This window comes from Sphingorhabdus sp., from assembly GCF_044239005.1.
Lineage (GTDB): Bacteria > Pseudomonadota > Alphaproteobacteria > Sphingomonadales > Sphingomonadaceae > Sphingorhabdus_B.
Genome location: NZ_JBIICH010000033.1, coordinates 1 through 18,092 on the forward strand (window position 1 = coordinate 1; position 18,092 = coordinate 18,092).

Annotated in this window: 18 protein-coding genes, 1 tRNA gene and 2 pseudogenes; 5 read left to right on the forward strand and 16 right to left on the reverse strand. The window is 55.5% G+C overall.

Annotation, left to right across the window (positions count from 1 at the left end):
- From ACILQA_RS04230 to ACILQA_RS04250, 5 genes and pseudogenes are all read left to right on the forward strand, one after another.
- Positions 1–427, forward strand: a pseudogene (locus ACILQA_RS04230) (tRNA (adenosine(37)-N6)-dimethylallyltransferase MiaA); the annotation flags it as partial.
- Between the two features lie 83 nt (positions 428–510).
- Entirely contained in the window at positions 511–2,271 is a 1,761-nt protein-coding gene (locus ACILQA_RS04235) for an acetolactate synthase 3 large subunit (protein WP_395628566.1), read from the forward strand.
- Positions 2,271–2,786, forward strand: coding sequence for an acetolactate synthase small subunit (gene ilvN, locus ACILQA_RS04240; protein ID WP_395628567.1), 516 nt, complete (start codon positions 2,271–2,273; stop codon positions 2,784–2,786). Before ACILQA_RS04235 ends, ilvN begins: the two co-directional genes overlap by 1 nt.
- An 82-nt stretch (positions 2,787–2,868) precedes the next feature.
- Positions 2,869–3,888, forward strand: coding sequence for a ketol-acid reductoisomerase (ilvC, locus tag ACILQA_RS04245; protein ID WP_183940355.1), 1,020 nt, complete (start codon positions 2,869–2,871; stop codon positions 3,886–3,888).
- A 260-nt stretch (positions 3,889–4,148) separates the two neighbouring features.
- Positions 4,149–4,595 (forward strand): YceI family protein, encoded by a 447-nt coding sequence (locus tag ACILQA_RS04250; RefSeq protein ID WP_395628577.1) that lies wholly within the window; start codon positions 4,149–4,151, stop codon positions 4,593–4,595.
- A gap of 107 nt (positions 4,596–4,702) precedes the next feature.
- On the opposite strand, the gene ACILQA_RS04255 is transcribed toward ACILQA_RS04250, so the two are convergent.
- The 16 genes and pseudogenes from ACILQA_RS04255 to ACILQA_RS04330 all read right to left on the reverse strand — a co-directional run.
- Positions 4,703–5,674: a nitronate monooxygenase family protein gene (locus tag ACILQA_RS04255; RefSeq protein ID WP_306063260.1), complete on the reverse strand. Its 972-nt coding sequence runs from the start codon at positions 5,672–5,674 to the stop codon at positions 4,703–4,705.
- A 140-nt stretch (positions 5,675–5,814) separates the two neighbouring features.
- Positions 5,815–7,485, reverse strand: coding sequence for a 2-isopropylmalate synthase (gene leuA, locus ACILQA_RS04260; RefSeq protein WP_395628568.1), 1,671 nt, complete (start codon positions 7,483–7,485; stop codon positions 5,815–5,817).
- Between the two features lie 253 nt (positions 7,486–7,738).
- Entirely contained in the window at positions 7,739–8,470 is a 732-nt protein-coding gene (locus tag ACILQA_RS04265; protein WP_395628569.1) for a hypothetical protein, read from the reverse strand.
- A 98-nt stretch (positions 8,471–8,568) separates the two neighbouring features.
- Entirely contained in the window at positions 8,569–10,509 is a 1,941-nt protein-coding gene (locus ACILQA_RS04270; protein WP_395628570.1) for a potassium transporter Kup, read from the reverse strand.
- 127 nt (positions 10,510–10,636) lie between these two features.
- Positions 10,637–11,293: a tetratricopeptide repeat protein gene (locus tag ACILQA_RS04275; RefSeq protein ID WP_395628571.1), complete on the reverse strand. Its 657-nt coding sequence runs from the start codon at positions 11,291–11,293 to the stop codon at positions 10,637–10,639.
- Positions 11,290–11,685: a cytochrome c-type biogenesis protein CcmH gene (locus ACILQA_RS04280; RefSeq protein ID WP_395628572.1), complete on the reverse strand. Its 396-nt coding sequence runs from the start codon at positions 11,683–11,685 to the stop codon at positions 11,290–11,292. The genes ACILQA_RS04275 and ACILQA_RS04280 overlap by 4 nt, the downstream gene beginning before the upstream one ends.
- Before the next feature lie 2 nt (positions 11,686–11,687).
- Positions 11,688–12,218 carry a DsbE family thiol:disulfide interchange protein gene (locus tag ACILQA_RS04285; RefSeq protein WP_395628573.1) on the reverse strand — a complete coding sequence of 177 codons (531 nt, stop codon included), beginning with the start codon at positions 12,216–12,218 and terminating at the stop codon, positions 11,688–11,690.
- Entirely contained in the window at positions 12,215–14,146 is a 1,932-nt protein-coding gene (locus ACILQA_RS04290; protein ID WP_395628578.1) for a heme lyase CcmF/NrfE family subunit, read from the reverse strand. Before ACILQA_RS04290 ends, ACILQA_RS04285 begins: the two co-directional genes overlap by 4 nt.
- A gap of 10 nt (positions 14,147–14,156) precedes the next feature.
- Positions 14,157–14,606, reverse strand: coding sequence for a cytochrome c maturation protein CcmE (gene ccmE, locus ACILQA_RS04295; protein ID WP_395628574.1), 450 nt, complete (start codon positions 14,604–14,606; stop codon positions 14,157–14,159).
- Positions 14,603–14,734: a heme exporter protein CcmD gene (gene ccmD, locus ACILQA_RS04300; protein ID WP_395628575.1), complete on the reverse strand. Its 132-nt coding sequence runs from the start codon at positions 14,732–14,734 to the stop codon at positions 14,603–14,605. The genes ccmE and ccmD overlap by 4 nt, the downstream gene beginning before the upstream one ends.
- Positions 14,734–15,450, reverse strand: coding sequence for a heme ABC transporter permease CcmC (gene ccmC / locus ACILQA_RS04305; RefSeq protein ID WP_395628579.1), 717 nt, complete (start codon positions 15,448–15,450; stop codon positions 14,734–14,736). Before ccmC ends, ccmD begins: the two co-directional genes overlap by 1 nt.
- A gap of 52 nt (positions 15,451–15,502) precedes the next feature.
- Positions 15,503–16,534, reverse strand: coding sequence for a Leu/Phe/Val dehydrogenase (locus tag ACILQA_RS04310; protein ID WP_395628576.1), 1,032 nt, complete (start codon positions 16,532–16,534; stop codon positions 15,503–15,505).
- A gap of 115 nt (positions 16,535–16,649) precedes the next feature.
- Positions 16,650–16,726, reverse strand: a tRNA-His gene (locus ACILQA_RS04315).
- Between the two features lie 85 nt (positions 16,727–16,811).
- Complete coding sequence (gene rpmE, locus ACILQA_RS04320; RefSeq protein ID WP_125230382.1) at positions 16,812–17,039, reverse strand: 50S ribosomal protein L31; 228 nt, start codon at positions 17,037–17,039, stop codon at positions 16,812–16,814.
- Between the two features lie 112 nt (positions 17,040–17,151).
- The gene (fabZ, locus tag ACILQA_RS04325) at positions 17,152–17,613 is read right to left on the reverse strand and encodes a 3-hydroxyacyl-ACP dehydratase FabZ (RefSeq protein ID WP_183940328.1); all 462 of its coding nucleotides are present in this window, start codon (positions 17,611–17,613) and stop codon (positions 17,152–17,154) included.
- A 5-nt stretch (positions 17,614–17,618) separates the two neighbouring features.
- Positions 17,619–18,092 (reverse strand): annotated as a pseudogene (locus tag ACILQA_RS04330) (OmpH family outer membrane protein); the annotation flags it as partial.

Below are 18,092 nucleotides of genomic sequence, written 5' to 3' on the forward strand. Positions count from 1 at the left end.
GGTTATTGAGGGCACTGGCCGCAGCATCAGCGAATGGCGCAAAATTAAGACGGGCGGCATCGCGCAAGACATCTCGCTGCACCCCCTCCTCCTCTTGCCACCGCGTGAATGGCTGTATCAACGGTGCGACATGCGGTTTGAACAGATGATGCACAGCGGCGCTATTCAGGAAGTTGAAGCCTTGCTGGCGCAGCAAATGCCCCACGATGCGCCAATCATGCGGGCCATTGGCGTACCCGAGATCGCTGCACTTCTTGGCGGCACTATGTCGAAGGCCCAGGCCATCGAACGCGGCCAAATTGCGACCCGCCAATATGCAAAGCGGCAGTTTACCTGGTTCAGGAACCAAGCCCCCGCCGCATGGCCTCGTATCGTCGATGAAATAAATGATTCAAATAGACGTTATTTTGAAACAATATTTCAATGATTATCGTTGACATGTCATTTTCTAATCTTTAGCTAGCCCGCTCTTGCCTACTGTGTTGCGCTGCAACATAGGGCAGTTTCATAATGAGTGAGGACTTTATAGTGCCCGAAAAATCCGGCGCAGAAATTTTGATCGATACCTTGATCGAACAGGGTGTGGACACCGTATTCGGGTATCCCGGCGGCGCAGTTCTGCCGATTTATGACGCGCTCTTTCAGCATAAGAAAATCCGTCACGTCCTCGTCCGTCATGAAGCCGGCGCTGCGCATGCCGCAGAAGGTTACGCACGTTCGACAGGCAAGCCGGGCGTCGTGCTGGTCACGTCAGGCCCTGGCGCGACCAATGCCGTCACCGGCATTGCGGATGCTTTCATGGATTCCATTCCGCTTATTGTTCTGACTGGCCAAGTTGCCACCAACTTAATCGGCTCAGACGCGTTTCAGGAAGCGGACACCGTCGGCATCACGCGCCACTGTTCAAAGCACAATTATCTTGTGAAAGATCCGGCGGACCTCGCATCCACCGTGCGTGAGGCATTTGCCATCGCAACGAAGGGACGCCCTGGCCCCGTTGTCATCGACATTCCGAAAAACGTTCAGGTTGCGACGGCATCCACCGACGTAAAGCGTCCAACGTCGTCGCGGTTTAACCCTGCGGGTGAAGCCGATTACGCCGAAATCAATCGCGCGGTTGAGCTGTTGGCCAATGCGAAGGCGCCAATTCTCTATACCGGCGGCGGCATCATCAATTCCGGACCCGATGCAAGTGCGGCGCTGCGTGAACTCGCCGAACTATGCGGCGCGCCCGTCACATCAACCCTCATGGGCCTTGGCGCATATCCTGCCTCCGGCGACGCGTGGCTTGGTATGCTTGGCATGCATGGTACATATGAAGCCAATATGGCGATGAACCAGTGCGACGTGATGCTGTGCCTAGGCGCGCGTTTCGACGACCGCGTAACTGGTCGCTTGGATGCCTTCTCACCCGACAGCATCAAAATCCACATCGATATAGACCGCAGTTCGATGAACAAAACGGTACGCGTTGATCTGCCCATCGTGGCGGATGTTGGCGCGGCGATGCGGCAAATGATCGAAGTGTGGAAAGGCCGTAAATATAAAGCCGCGGCGTTGGATGACTGGTGGGCACGTATCAAGGGCTGGCGCGCAGTCGACTGCCTCAGCTACACCGGCAGCACGCAGGAAATCATGCCGCAATATGCGATTGAACGTCTATTCGAGGCCACCAAAGACAAATCGCCTATCATCACGACGGAAGTTGGGCAGCACCAAATGTGGGCCGCACAGCATTTCCATTTTGATGCCCCCAACAAATGGCTCACCAGCGGCGGCTTGGGAACGATGGGCTATGGCCTGCCCGCAGCGGTCGGTGCACAAATGGGTAATCCGGACGCGCTGGTTATCGATATCGCTGGCGAAGCGTCTATCCAGATGAATATTCAGGAAATGGCAACCGCGACCCAATATCGTTTGCCGGTCAAGGTCTTCATCCTGAACAACGAATGGATGGGCATGGTACGCCAGTGGCAAGAGCTGACCTATGAAAGCCGGTTCTCGGAGAGCTATTCAGACAGCTTACCCGATTTTGTGGCGCTGGCCGAAGCTTATGGATGGAAAGGCATACGTTGCAGTGACCCTGCCAAGCTCGATGAGGCGATAGCCGAAATGCTTGCCTATGACGGCCCGGTGATGTTCGACTGCCGCGTGCACAAAACCGCAAATTGCTTCCCCATGATACCGTCAGGCGCGGCCCATACCGACATGATCCTGCATTCCGATGAAGTATCGGGGACGATGGACGACGAAGCAAAGGCGCTCGTATAATGCATATCAAACAGGAACTCACCGAACGGCATGTGCTCACGCTGACCGTCGACAACGAAGCAGGCACGCTGGCGCGGATCGCGGGTATGTTTACCTCGCGCGGTTACAACATCGACAGTTTGACCGTTGCCGACATCAGCGAAGATCATGCCATCAGCCGGATTACCATCGTGACCCGCGGGCCACCGCCGGTCATCGACCAGATCATTGCGCAATGTGAACGCCTGATCCCGGTGCACAAAGTCACGGACCTGACCGAAGCTGGCCCCCATGTCGAGCGAGAGCTTGCGTTGGTTAAGGTGCGCGGCACCGGCGACCAACGGGTTGAGGCAATGCGCCTTGCCGATATTTATCGTGCCCGCGTGATCGACGCGACTGTCAACAGCTTCATTTTTGAGATAACCGGCGGCCCGGACAAGATCGACACGTTCGTCGCGTTGATGCGCGAAGTCGGCCTGGTTGAAGTCGGCAGAACCGGAATTGTCGGCCTGATGCGCGGAGCCGAAGGCAGCTAAATTTCATCGTCAAAATATTACGCCGTTGAAAGTAAGACCCTGAAACACATTCCGGGTGACGGCAAAGCAGAAGGACTAAAACATGAAAGTATTTTACGACGCAGATTGCGATCTGGGCCTGATCAAGGACAAGAAAGTCGCGATTGTTGGTTATGGTAGCCAAGGCCATGCACATGCACAGAACCTGCGCGACAGCGGCGTTGCGGACGTAGCCATTGCGTTGCGTGCTGGCTCGGCCACTGCGAAAAAGGCTGAAGCTGCTGGCTTCAAGGTCTTGGCGAATGCCGATGCCGCCGCGTGGGCCGACATCTTGATGGTGCTGGCACCTGACGAGCATCAGGCCGCCATTTACGCCGATGACTTGCATGCAAATATGAAGCCCGGCGCGGCGCTTGCCTTTGCCCATGGCCTGAACGTCCATTTCGGCCTTATCGAACCACGCGCAGACATTGATGTCATCATGATCGCGCCAAAGGGCCCCGGCCATACCGTGCGCAGCGAATATCAAAAAGGCGGCGGCGTGCCTTGCCTTATCGCGGTCGCGCAAAATGCGTCGGGCAATGCCCATGACATCGCGCTTGCTTATGCAAGCGGCGTTGGCGGCGGACGCAGCGGTATCATCGAAACCAACTTCCGCGAAGAGTGCGAAACCGATCTGTTCGGTGAACAGGCTGTCCTTTGCGGTGGTATCACGCACCTTATCCAAGCCGGCTTCGAAACGCTCACCGAGGCGGGCTATGCCCCTGAAATGGCGTATTTCGAATGCTTGCACGAAACGAAGCTCATCGTTGACCTTCTATATGAAGGCGGCATCGCCAACATGCGCTATTCCATCTCCAACACCGCAGAATATGGCGACATCACGACTGGCCCGCGCATCATTACCGATGAAACCAAGGCGGAAATGAAGCGCGTTCTTGCGGACATTCAATCGGGCCGTTTTGTGAAGAACTTCGTTCTAGACAACCGTGCGGGACAACCTGAACTCAAGGCCGCGCGCAAAGCCGCTGCTGCGCATCCAATCGAAGCAACTGGCGCAAAACTGCGCGCCATGATGCCTTGGATCGCCAAGAATAAGTTGGTTGATCAAGCGAAAAACTAAACTTCTTCGCATCTTGACAGTTTAAGGGGAGGCATCGACACTGGTGCCTCCCCTTTTTCATGTCTGGAGCAATTTTATGCGCAAGCTTTTATGTGCCCTTCCCCTCTTCGCTGCTGTCCCGCTCATCGCACAGAGCGCACCACAAACCCCCGGCGTAGTGGATGTCACGCGCGTGACCGCAGGAACCTACAACACCGATCCCCGGGCACACGCTGATCGGTTGGCGGGTTAGCCATTTCGGCTTCAACGATTATTTTGGCATCTTCGGCGATGCGACGGGGACATTGGTTCTGGACCCTGCAAAGCCAAATGCATCAACGGTCGATATCACCATTCCTATAGGCAAAGTCACAACCGCGAGCGCGGGCCTCACGGGCCATTTGCTCCGTGCTGGCAAAGATGGCGGTAAGGCGGACTTTTTCGGTCCAGCGCCGGCGGATGCAAAGTTTGTATCCACCAGCGTGGTGGCCAAGGGCACGACAGCGAAAATCACGGGTAACCTAACGCTGAACGGCATCACCAAGCCAGTCGTGCTCGATACGACATTTTCAGGTGCTGGCAACAATCCGTTCAACAAAAAGCCAACCGTCGGCTTTCATGCCACATCTGTCATCAAACGCAGCGAATTTGGCATTAGCTATGCCGTACCTATGATTTCGGATGACGTTACCTTGGACATCAGCGTCGCCTTTGAAAAGGCCAGCTAAGGATCAAAAATAAAACGCCGCAAAAGCACAAAGGGGAGATTTTCCGCGCCTTGTGCCTTTGCGGCGTCGTAAAGCATATTGCTGGCTACGCCATGTCGGGGATATAATTAGCCCCGGAAAGCCGCATCCAAAGCAACCTTGGCTGCGCGATACTCTGCCTCAAGCTGATCAACAAATTGTGCCACAGTTTGCACTTCCTTGATCGCGCCGATACCTTGGCCTGAACCCCAGATATCCTTCCAAGCCTTGGCTTCGCTATTGCCGCCCGAACCAAAGTTCATCGTGGAAATATCGCCCTTTGGCAGATTGTTGGGGTCCATCCCTGCGCGTTCGATGGACTGACGCAGATAGTTGCCGCTGACGCCGGTGAATAGGTCCGAGTAAACAATGTCGGAAGCTTTTGCTTCAACGATGTTATCTTTGTAGCCGTCAACAGCATTGGCTTCCTTCGTCGCGATGAACGCGCTGCCGATATAACCAAAATCTGCACCCATGGCTTGCGCGGCCAAAACGGACGCACCGTGCGCAATCGATCCGGACAATGCCACCGGACCATCAAACCACTCACGAATTTCACGCATCAACGCAAATGGTGAGGTCACACCAGCATGTCCGCCAGCGCCTGCAGCAACGGGAATAAGGCCATCTGCGCCCTTCTCGATTGCCTTGTGCGCGAAACGGTCATTGATAACGTCATGAAACGCAATGCCGCCCCAGCTGTGTACGGCTTGGTTCAGTTCTTCCTGCGCGCCAAGCGACGTGATCGTGATCGGAACTTGCCACTTCGCGCAAACGGCCAAATCTTCCTGCAACCGGTTGTTTGACTTATGCACGATCTGGTTCACGGCATAAGGCGCGGCAGGGCGCGTGGGATTATCGCGGTTATGTGCGGCGAGTTCCTCAGTGATCTGGTGCAGCCATTCGTCCAGCTGGCTGGCCGGACGCGCATTGAGCGCCGGGAATGAACCGACAACACCGGCCTTGCATTGTGCAATCACCAGCTCTGGGCCTGAAACGATAAAAAGCGGCGATCCAATCACCGGAAGACGAAGATTGTCGAAAATTGCCGGAAGTGCCATGCGCCGAATCCCTTGTTAATTGAGCATTTAACGGTGGGTTAGCGCCTGCACATTGCGGCTGTCAAATGGGTGGTACGGAACAAGCCATTACGTAAGGTTAGGTGGGCGTGATTTTTCATGCACGCCCGCCTTAGATCGACTTACGCGCCGTTAGCGGCACTCAAAATCGCGCGAACGGATGCCGTCGCGACATCCCTGCTGATCCCGACACCGAACAAAATCGGTCCATCGCCAACACGGCACTCAACATAGGCAGCAGCGCGTGCATCGGTGCCGTGTCCGATTGCGTGCTCGCTATAGTCAATGATGTCCAGCGGCCCTCCCAGAGCCTCCTGAAGGGCGTTGGCAAGGCTTGAGATAAGTCCATTGCCGCGACCGCTCACGCTTTGTTCTACGCCATCGATGCGGATGTTGCCTGCGAAGATACGCTCATCCAGTTGACGCTGGCTTTGGCTTTCGCGGAAGTCGAGCAACCGGAAGCGCCCTTCCCCTTTCAGATGATAGCGCTTTTCAAACGCCTCCCAGATGTCGGCACTGGTCAGTTCACGGCCAGTCGTGTCCGACAATTCCTGCACCGTCGTGGAAAAATTGGCCTGCATACGCTTCGGCAGTTTGAGGCCGTGGTCCTGTTCAATAACCCAGGCGACACCGCCCTTGCCGCTTTGCGAATTTACGCGGATGACGGCTTCGTATGACCGGCCCAAATCCGCTGGATCGATTGGCAGATACGGAACCCGCCAGATTTCATCATTTTGCCGTTCGTGGGCGGCAAAACCTTTCTTAATGGCGTCTTGGTGCGAACCAGAAAAGGCCGTGAACACCAATTCACCGGCATATGGGTGGCGCGGATGGACCGGCAGTTGATTGCAATATTCCACGGTCTGAATGACCTCATCGATATTGCTGAAATCAAGACCTGGGTTCAGCCCTTGCGTATACATATTCAGCGCCAGCGTGACGAGGTCGACATTGCCCGTGCGTTCACCATTGCCGAACAGGCAACCTTCAATCCGGTCGCCGCCTGCCAACAGGCCAAGTTCCGCCGCAGCGATGCCGCTACCCCGGTCGTTATGGGGATGCAGGCTGATGACGACAGCATCACGTGCGCTGATATGTTTGCACATCCATTCGATCTGGTCCGCATATACATTGGGCATCGCGGCTTCGATGGTGGCGGGCAAATTCAGGATCAGTGGCTTGGCGGCGGTCGGTTTCAAAACCTCCATCACAGCCTCGCTCACCTCAAGGCTGAATTCGAGCTCGGCAGTGGAAAAGGTTTCGGGGCTATATTCAAAATGCCAGTCGGTTTCGGGGAAACGCGCGGCTTGCTCCATCAACATATGCGCGCCTTCAACCGCTATGGCCTTCACCCCCGCTTTGTCGAGGTTGAAGACAATGTCGCGCCACGCAGGGCTAACGGCATTATACAGATGCACAATCGCACGCGGTGCGCCCGCCATGCTTTCGAACGTTTTCTCAATAAGGTCGCGCCGTGACTGCGTCAGGCTCTGGATCGTCACATCATCGGGGATGCTTCCGCTATCGACCAAACCACGGATAAAATCGAAATCTGTCGCACCGGAGCTTGGGAAACCAACTTCGATTTCCTTCACGCCGACTTTAAGGAGAAGATCAAAAAACCGGCGCTTTTTCTCTGCGCCCATCGGATCGATCAACGCCTGATTGCCATCGCGCAAGTCGGTGGAAAGCCAACGTGGCGGTGCGTCTATGGTACGATTTGGCCACTGACGATCGGGCAGATCAACTTGCGGGAATGCGCGGTATTTACGGGATGGATCGGATAACATCATGTTCTGTGCAACTTCGCTATTGCGCCCATTATGTGGGCTGTAAGACTTGGCGGGGTTTCATGAAGCCCTTAGGCGGCCTGCCGAACGATGCCGACATCAAGCGCACGCCTAAGGGCGTGTAAGTCGTAGAAGGTGCAAGGTCGCGTTGTGCAAAGACATTATGTTGCGGCGATAGCCATTCAAAGCAACATTCGTCCAGTATAAAATTTATGGGCATTCATTTAGTTGCCAACCAAATGGCACAAGCCATTTGCTATTGGGCGGAGTTTATGGCCTCTTTACCGGTAACCAGGCGTGCATTTACTGTACCCTGATCGGGGTTGGGCGTCACAACAACAACCTCATCTGCATGCAAGCCGGGCAGCTCCAGTGCGCGGTCATATGCCCCTTGCGTGGCAAGGTCGTGCACAAGGCGTACCACATAACGCATTGCTTCATGCGCGGGCAGCTGCGGATGCGTGAAGGTAAGTTCCTGATCGCATAACCACGCCAACCCTGTTGTTTGCACAGTGCCGATCCTCGACATATCAAAGCCAACGCACAACAACGCCGGAAAGGCCGCACCTTCGGCATATTGCGCTACAGCCTCCGCGTAATAATCATATCCGGAAACAACCGCCGCCGGAGACCAGAACACGGCCTTGATACCCAAGTTGCGGCCCAAAACCCCGCCAAGCTCCAGCATAGCCTGAACAATTGCGGGAAGAATGCGGCCAGATGCGACCGCTGGTCCCAAATCAATGTGCACGGCGGACTGGATATCCGAGAGGTCAGCGTTACAAAAAATGTGGTGCGTTGCTGCTGGCGCAGGGCACGCCTGTAACGCATAGGTAAATGCAGCACCGCTAAACAGCATACTGCCCGACACGCTCGCCGGATTACTGCCGTCATCCAAGGTGATGCCAAGCCGGTCGAAATCGACGGATTGCCACATTTCCTTCAAATCGGCGAAGCTATCCGCCGACAGCAATGACATAACCGTCATACGATCTTCCAATCGAAGTTCCTTTTTTGTTCGTATTGGTCGAAACAAAAAGGTTCAAGCGATTTTGCGACGACACACGCGCGTCGCGGCCTAGGCCATTAAATTTCGACTTGGCTTCCCAGTTCTACCACCCGATTGCTGGGCAGCTTAAAGAACTCCATGGCGTTTGCCGCATTGCGCAACATCCATGCGAAAATCTTTTCGCGCCAGATAGCCATGCCGGGGATCTTCGACGCAATAAGCGTCTGCCGCGACAGGAAGAAGCTGGTGTGCATCATGTCAAACTTTGGACCGCACAAATCGACCAAATCGAGCGTCGCGGGCACATTGGTTTCTTCCAAGAAGCCAAAGCGCATTTTGACGCGATAGAAACCTTCACCAAGGTCTTTGCAAATAATCCGTTCGCCGGTTTCGACAAAGGGGACATCCTCAATTTGCACCGTGAGAATGATGACGCGTTCATGCAATATGCGGTTGTGCTTGATATTGTGGAGCAAAGCCGAAGGAACGCCGCTCGCGGCAGACGCCATGAAGATCGCCGTGCCGGGAACCCGCGTCGCGCTGTTTGCAGCCGATTTGATGAAGATTTCCATCGGCATGGTGCTTTCGGCCATACGCTCGCGCATCAGCGCGCGGCCACGTGACCATGTCGTTAGCAAGGTGAAGATCACCAAGCCAATCAGCAGCGGCACCCAGCCACCCGACGGAACCTTGAGCAGGTTTGCGCCGAAATAAGCAAAGTCGACGATGAAGAACAACGCCAAGATCGGAATGGCTTTCCACTTTGGCCATTTCCAAAGCGACAAGAGCACGACCGCGATCAGGCAGGTATCGATAAACATCGCACCCGTAACCGCGATGCCATAAGCAGCGGCAAGGTTTGACGAAGACTGGAAGAAAAGCACCAGCAAGAGGACCATCACCGCCAGCCCCCAGTTGATTGCCGGAATGTAAATCTGGCCTGCGGCTTTTTCGCTGGTGTGCAAAATGCTCAAGCGCGGCATGAAGCCCAATTGAATGGCTTGCTGGGTCAACGAGAATGCACCCGAAATCACGGCCTGGCTGGCGATAATCGCGGCCAAAATCGTCAATATGATAACGGGCGTGCTAATGATATCCGGCACCATCAGGAAGAATGGGTCACGAATGGCCATCTGGGCTTCCTCAGGGGTCATCGACAGGATCATTGCCCCCTGCCCCATATAGTTCAGCATCAAGGCTGGCAGAACAAAGAACAGCCAGCTGAACTTGATTGGGCGCCGTCCAAAATGCCCCATATCGGCATAGAGCGCCTCGGCTCCGGTAACGGCAAGCACCACAGTGCCCATCGCGACAAACGCGCGGAAGCCATCAACGTAGAAAAAGTAAAGTGCGTTCATCGGGTTGATCACATCCAGAATGATCAATGGCATCTTAGTCAGATGCATAATGCCAAGGCCGGAGAGCGTTGCAAAATAGACGAGCATGATCGGCCCGAACCATGCACCAACCTTGGCCGTACCACGCGACTGGAACGCAAAAAGTGCACCAATAATCACGACGGATATGGGCAGGATCCAGTCGCTAAAGCCTTGGTTGACATATTTCAGACCTTCCGCCGCGGACAGGATCGACATCGCCGGCGTGATCATGGAGTCGCCATAGAAAAGAGCGGTCGCAAAAACGCCTAGCATCACGAAAGGCGCTGTCCATTTTGCACCTGCAGTCTGCCGGTTAATCAGCGCGAGAAGGGCAAGGCTTCCGCCCTCGCCCTTGTTGTCGGCTTTCATGATCGTGAAGACATATTTGAATGTCACAACGATCATCATCGACCAAAAAACGAGACTTAGCACACCATTAATGTGCATCGGATCGGGGGTGATGGGATGATGTCCGGCGAATGTTTCGCGGAAAGCATAAATCGGGCTGGTCCCGATGTCGCCAAACACAACGCCAACTGTGCCAACGCACAGGGCGAGCAACGACCCCTTCGGGGCATGACTTGCATGTTGATCTTGCTCGCTATGACCAAAATCGTCTGCGGCTTGCGGTCCAACCATTTCGTTTCCCCGGCGTTTGCCCCGAATGCCCCTAAAAGCAGTCAGGACGCGCGCATTAGCATGGCCACCAACCCATCACAACAAAGCAATAAAGCCGGTCAATTATAACAAAAATAAATTATATCAGTTACTTAGTTGCATTAGCAGCTTGGGCATTAGCGGCCTGCGCCTGCAATGCCTTCGCCGCTTGCAGTTGCGACTCAATACGTGCCTTCCACTTGGCTTGCGGTGTCGCCAGTGACACGGTCTTTTCCCAGAGCAAAATGGCTCCGTCGAGATCCCCAGCAAAGAGCCGCGCAAGCCCCGCGAAATAATATGGCGCAGGATAATTGGGCCGGATTGCCCGCGCCTTATCAAATGCCAATTGCGCCGGCGGCGACATTTGGCCTTCGCTTGCGAGCATCAGTTGCAAACCCAATGCGGACCACAAATCCGGGTTGTTGGGGTCTTTGCGCAAGCCGGCTTGAATATAGGTTGCGGAAAGCGGGTAATCGCCCTGCTTGGCAAATAAATCCGCGGTAACAAGCCAGCGCTTTGCGCTGCCAAAACTTTGGTCCATGTCTGCCCGTATGTTGACAAGCTCGGTCGCGGCGACTTCGCTTGCCGCCAGTGGCTTAGCAGGTGACGATGGTGTCGTGGGCCGTCCCTGAAGCGCATATCCCGTCATCCCCAATAGAATGACAGCTGCGGCAATCTGCCACAAACCTCTCGACGATCGGACATTCCAGACGAGCACGGCTAGGCTGAGTACCGCCAAAATGCCAAGTGCCAACCAACCGTTCATGCGCCCCTCCGGAATAGTCCGCGCGCCAGCCATATGCCCGCGATTAGAACCAATAAGGGCGTCAACCAAAGCAACAGCCCTGCCCCCTTCATATCAGGTTCAAAGCTGACCCATTCACCGTAGCGCGCGATCATCCAGCCACGAATGGCCTCGGGCTTTTGCCCCGCTGCGATTTGTTGCCGAACCTCCGCGCGCATCGTACCCGCCATGTGCGCATCACTATCGGCGATCGATTGGCCCTGGCATTGAATGCAGCGCAAGCTGTGCATCAGCTTCGTCGCCTCCGCTTCCTTTGCGGGATCAGGCAGCTGACGGTTCGCCAATGCCGGCGTGGGACCGCTGCCTTGCGCGAACACCGGTGTTGCAAGCATCAGGCATATGAGTGCGAGCATTCTCATTTCGCGGCGTTCACTTTTTCAATCAGCATCGGGACATGTTCAGCCCGGATATCGCCGATATGCTGATACAATATCGTGCCGTCACCGCCGATGACATAGGTTTCCGGAACCCCTGACGAACCAAGCTTAAGCTGAACCGCCATTTCGCTGTCCGATCCAATCCGCCGGAACGGATTACCGAATTCGTTCAGGAATGCCGCAACGTCTTCGGGTCGGTCACGAATGGCGATGGCATCAATCTCGATACCTGCCTTTTTCAAGGCTTCAAGATAGGGCGCTTCCGCCTTGCACGGAAGGCACCAGCTGGCAAAAATATTCAGCAGACGGGGCTTCCCGTCGGCCATATCGCCGCTGGCCAAGCCCTCGACACCCGCCGTTGCTGCAGGCAATGAAAACGCCGGCAGCTTTTGGCCAATCATCGCCGAATGCACTTGCTCGTCTTTGGGGACGGCTAGGCCATAAATGGCCAGACCACCTATAAAAGCGACCACCGCAAGCGGGATCCACAAAAGCCAGGGCCGGTTCATGTTGTCTGCCACTTGCTTTTAGCAGGCTTTTTCGCGCGCCGGAACATACGGCCAAGCAGCGCAATGATGCCACCAACAGCGATTAACATGCCACCATACCAGATAAACGGCACAAAGGGTTTCCACCACAAGCGCACCTGCCAGCGGCCATCCCCCTCTTGGTCGGGCTGCGCGATGACGGCATAAAGTTGGCCATTCCAACGCGTCAGCAATGCCGCCTCGCTCGTTTGCATTTCAGGTCTATAAAACTGCCGTGATTGCGGACGAAGCACAAAGGCATTGCCATTTTTCACCGCCTGCAATTCGCCTTCGATGGCAACCCAATTGTCCCCGACAACAGGGTTGACGTCGTCCAGCTTCACTTGCCAGCCCGCGATTTCCGCGCTTTCGCCCGGGGCAAGCGCAGTTAATGTTTCTGATGAAAAGCCAGACTCTGCCGCCATGCCGAAAACGCTCACCGCAATACCGAAGTGGGCAATGACCATACCGAATATAGGCAATGGCGTGCGCAGCAATTTGCGGCCGCGTAAGGGCAGCCACGCGGCGATAGCCAGTGCCAATGACAGGGCAATCCCAAGCAATGGGAACAGTCCAACGTCCGGCGCGAACTTCCACACGGCGATGCCGCTCCACAACAAAATTGCAGCGCCCCCGATAAGCCAATATTTTAAGCGTTTGAGATCATCGCGGCGCCAGCGCAGCATCGGGCCAATCAAAAGGGCAAGCATTAACAGAACAGCGATAGGCACCGTTGCCTTGTTAAAATAGGGTGGGCCAACTGAAATCTTGTCGCCCATCGCCTCTGCGGCAAGCGGGTACAGCGTGCCGATGAGCACCACGGCCAGAATAACGCTGAGGAAGATGTTGTTCGCAACAATGCCGCCTTCGCGGCTGATGAGCTGAAACGGCTCGCCTTGCTTGACCGAACCAATGCGCAAGGCAAAAATCACAAACGCAAGGCTGGTGTATATCAGCATCAAAGCAAGGATGAACGCCCCACGTTCCGGATCGACAGCAAATGCGTGGACGCTCGTCAAAATGCCCGACCGCACCAAGAACGTCCCAGCCATCGACATTGCAAATGCAACGAGCGCCAGCATAATCGTCCACGCGCGCAAAGCGTTACGGGTCGCAAGGACGCTGACCGAATGCAGAAGTGCGGTTGCCGCAAGCCATGGCAGCAGCGATGCGTTTTCAACGGGGTCCCAGAACCACCAGCCACCCCAGCCAAGTTCATAATAGGCCCAATAGCTGCCGGCGGTGATACCGATGGTCAGGAATATCCACGCCGCCAACACCCAAGGCCGCATCGCCCTTGCAAAGGCCGGCCCAACCTGATTTGTCAGCAGTGCGCCCACGGCAAAGGAGAAGGCGATCGAAAGCCCGACATAACCGAAATATAAAGTCGGCGGATGGAACGCGAGGCCAACATCCTGAAGCAATGGGTTCAGGCCATTCCCTTCAATAGGCGCGGGCACAAGACGCTCAAACGGGTTAGATGCGAACAAAAGAAACGCAAAAAAGCCAAGGGCAATGAATGCCTGCACCGCCAGCGTAGCATTTAGCGTTTTGGACTCAATCCGCTTTTCCAGCAGTGCAATCGCAGCGCCGGACACCGACAAAACCGAGACCCACAGCAGCATCGAGCCTTCATGGTTACCCCATGTGCCCGCAAGCTTGAAAATCAGTGGTTTATCTATGTGGCTATTGCTGGCGACCAACAACACCGACAGGTCGGTTACGTAAAACAGCCACATTAGCGCAAGAAACGCAAAGGCGCATAAGGCACCTTGGACATAGGCGGCAGGCTTGATGAGCGGCACAAGCTGCCCTGCCCCGCCGCGCAACAATGTCATGCCGCCTATAAGTTGAAGCAACGCCATTGCGGCGGCCAGCCACAATGCGGCAAGTCCTGCCTCTGCCATTATGTTAAAGCCTTCATTTTGAAAGCGTGTCCTTTGTGTGGTCTGCGGAAGTCATGTCGATATCCGCCAGTTCTTTGGGCACATAATTTTCGTCATGCTTCGCCAACAAGCTGTCCGCGACAAAGATGCCGTCGGGGTCAAGCCGGCCGTCTGCAACGACACCCGATCCTTCAACGAAGAGATCGGGTGTAATTCCGCGATAGGTGACTTTTTGCGTTTTATCCTTGTCCTGCACGGTAAAGGTGATGGAAACGCCATCGGGCGCGCGGACGATTGAGCCCTTTTGCACCATTCCGCCAAGCCGAATGGCCTTACCCGGCGCAACATTGGCGCTGGCCAGGGTGGTGGGCGTGTAAAAGTACGACGCTTCTTCCCGCAGTGCCGCCGCCGCGATCAGGCCAGCCCCTATCAAGGCGAAAACCGCGATCACGGCGAGCAGCAGGCGTTGATGCTTGGGTTTCATGGCTGTTGCCTCAATTCATCTGCCGATGCCTCTGTGCGACGCATGGCAAGATAGCTGGAGATTACAAGCCAGCTGATGCCAATGCCGGTCACAGCGAACGACGCGATAATGAACGGTGCGTGCGGCATCAATAGTCCGCCATCCGGCGCATACGCGCCTCAATCCGCATTTCAGCCAAAGCCGTGCGCATCCGCATCAACACCAACGCACCGAACAAAAGGCTGAAGCCCGCGACAGACACAAAAAGCGGCACAAGGTAGGCCTGATCGATGGAAGAGCCACCCAAGGTAATGCTCGCCTTTTGGTGCTGGCTTTCCCACCAGATGACGGATCGGTTGATAATCGGAATGTTGACGGCACCGATGATGCCGAAAACGGCGGCGACGCGGCTCGTATCGCCCTTCTCGCTCGACGCATTCGAAAGCGCGATATATCCAAGATATAGAAAGAATAGCACCAGCATGGATGTCAGCCGGCCATCCCAGACCCACCATGTACCCCATGTTGGCCGACCCCAAATCGACCCGGTGATCAGGCAAATCGCCGCAAAGGTCGCGCCGGGTACCGCAATCGCGCGCGCGGACACGCCAGCAAGCGGATGGCGCCAGACCAGCTGAACGATGCTGGCAATGGCAATGCCCGTCCATCCGCCCATACCCAACCAAGCGGCGGGCACATGAACAAATATAATCTTTACGGTATCGCCCATCAGTCGTTCAGTGGGTGTAAAGAACGCTCCCCATAGGCAAGCCCCGAGCGTCAAAGCGATGCCCAGCCACAACAACCAAGGCGTGAGTGGCTTTGCGATTCGCAAAAAGCGGGCAGGATTGGCGAAACGATGCATAACTCGGCGATGCATCTAGCACCGCCAAAGCGTTACGCCAATGGATTCGGTATCAGCGGCCAATAAGCTTTTGTGCCATATTGTCGGCGACTTCAGCTGGCGTATTTCCGGTCGAATCACTTTCGTTCCAGATTGCCGCCAATCGCCCTGCGATCGCATCGACGCGCCGGTTAATCTCGGCATCGTCGGCATTTTCGATCTGGCGCAGGACGTTGATAATGCCGCCTGCGTTAATGACATAATCCGGCGCATATAAAATACCGCGGTCGGCGAGCATCCGCCCTTCAGAGCCGGTTGCCAACTGGTTGTTTGCACCACCGGCGACAGCGCGCACTTTTAACGCTGATACGCTGGCCTCGGTCAGTACCGCACCAAGCGCGCACGGGCTGAACACATCGGCTTCCAATGTCATAATGGCATCCGCAGAAACACTTTGCCCGCCGAGTTCACGCGCAAGATCTGCAGCACGCTGCGCGTCAACATCTGCAAGCGTCAGCTTGGCGCCCTCTGCCGCCAGATAACGCGCGAGCCCGCCACCGACGCTACCAACGCCCTGAATGGCCACATGGACGCCATGAAGGTCGTCGGTACCAAGCGCATGCTTGACCGCTGCCTTAACGCCTAGAAAGACGCCACGCGCCGTATATGGACCGGGATCACCACCTTGACCCGGAAGTCCCGCAACATGTGGGGTAACCTTGGAAACGGCAACCATGTCCGCTTCGGAAATGCCAACATCCTGTGCAGTGATATATTTGCCGCCGAGCGAGTCGACCGCACGTGCAAATGCTTCAAGCAGTTCCTGTGGTTTGGCGCGCTGCGGATTCGCCAAAATGACGGCCTTACCACCACCGGCCGAAAGCCCCGCCATGGCGTTTTTGTAGCTCATGCCCCGCGACAGCCGAAGCGCGTCGGTGATTGCCGCTTGTGAGTCGGCGTAATGCCAGAAACGCGTTCCGCCAGCCGCTGGTCCCAGATGGGTCGAATGGACAGCAATGACAGCCTTGAGCCCCGTTACGCGGTCATCAAACACATGAACTGCTTCATGCGAGTCAAAGTCTGGCAAATCCCAAATAGCGGGCATCTCGTCACTCCCAAATGCGGACGAATTCATTTCAACAGCGTCGGAATCAAATTACGCATCGGCGTAATAATATTACGCAATGCGAAAGTCACTCGGATTATGCGAGGGGAATAAATGGGGCGACCGAGGGGTCTTGAACCCCCGACCTCTGGTACCACAAACCAGCGCTCTAACCAACTGAGCTACGGTCGCCATAGCGCCACTAAGGCAGGCGCGTTCCTATAATTTGGCCTTAAGATTATCACATGCCGGGCGTCAACCCGGCACGCTGATTATCTTACTTCTTAAGGCTAAGGCCACCAAAGCGCTTGTTGAACTGCGCAACGCGGCCGCCTGTGTCGAGCATACGGCCCGAACCACCGGTCCATGCGGGGTGCGAAGTCGGGTCAATATCCAGAGCCAATGTGTCGCCTTCCTTGCCCCAGGTGGAGCGTGTTTCGAAGACGGTGCCATCGGTCATCTGCACCTTGATCATGTGATAATCGGGGTGAATATCGGCTTTCATATATAATTCCTTTGTTCAGCGACCGGTTTCCGACCGGAAGCCCTAAATTCGGAAGCGCCGCGCATAGCGGTGGACGCCAGTTATAGCAAGATTCAATTATCTGCGAATATCATCACGCTGGCGGATCGGCGATCATGGCCATGAATTCGGCTTCCGCCGCGACCTGATCGCCCATCATCGCACGCCCCGCGAATTTGCAAACCCGCGGACGCTTTTGCACAAATTCTACATTCAGATGCAGCAAACAACCGGGCTCGACGGGCGCACGGAACTTCGCATTGTCGATGGACATGAAATATACGAGCTTACCCGAACCAATCAACCCAAGGCTTTCCATCGCTAAAACGCCAGCCGCTTGGGCCAGCGCTTCAACAATCAGCACGCCGGGCATGATGGGCCGTCCGGGAAAATGTCCCTGAAAGAACCCTTCATTGATCGTTACGGCTTTAATCGCGCTGATGCGCTCATCAGGGACAAGCTGTTCAACGCGGTCAACCAGCAACATCGGGTATCGGTGCGGCAGCACCGACATAACCCGGCGGACGTCATAGTTGCTAAAATCAGCCTCGCTCATTCCGCTTAGCGGCTTTCAGGCTGCGCCGCTGGTGCGGCAGCACGTGGTTGAGCCGCAGCGGCCTGAGCGGCTTGCATCTGCGCGGCGTTGTTAAACAGCTGCTGAATTTGCTGATACAAAGCGCCAATCTGACGCGACGGGCGATAGCCCGCAGGGGGTGTGATTGATGCTGCTGGAATAGCTTTATCCAGTTCAGCGGTAATCGCAGACGTTACGTCCACAGCTTCAGGTGCCCACACAAATGCGTCCGGTGCCAAAATGACACTGATTTTCTTTGCAGCAATAACCGCCTGCTGCGCAGCTTCATACTTCACAGCGACCTGCTCAACGGCATATAATTGCGCCAAGATAATCGGTTCTTGAAGCGTGTTTATTTCCTTTTGCTTTTCATCAAGCTGCGTCAGCAAAGGGTTTTTCGCCTTAATCGCAACGTCGAGCTCAGCCTGCGTCAGCTCTTTATCCTTATTGGTATCAAGCTG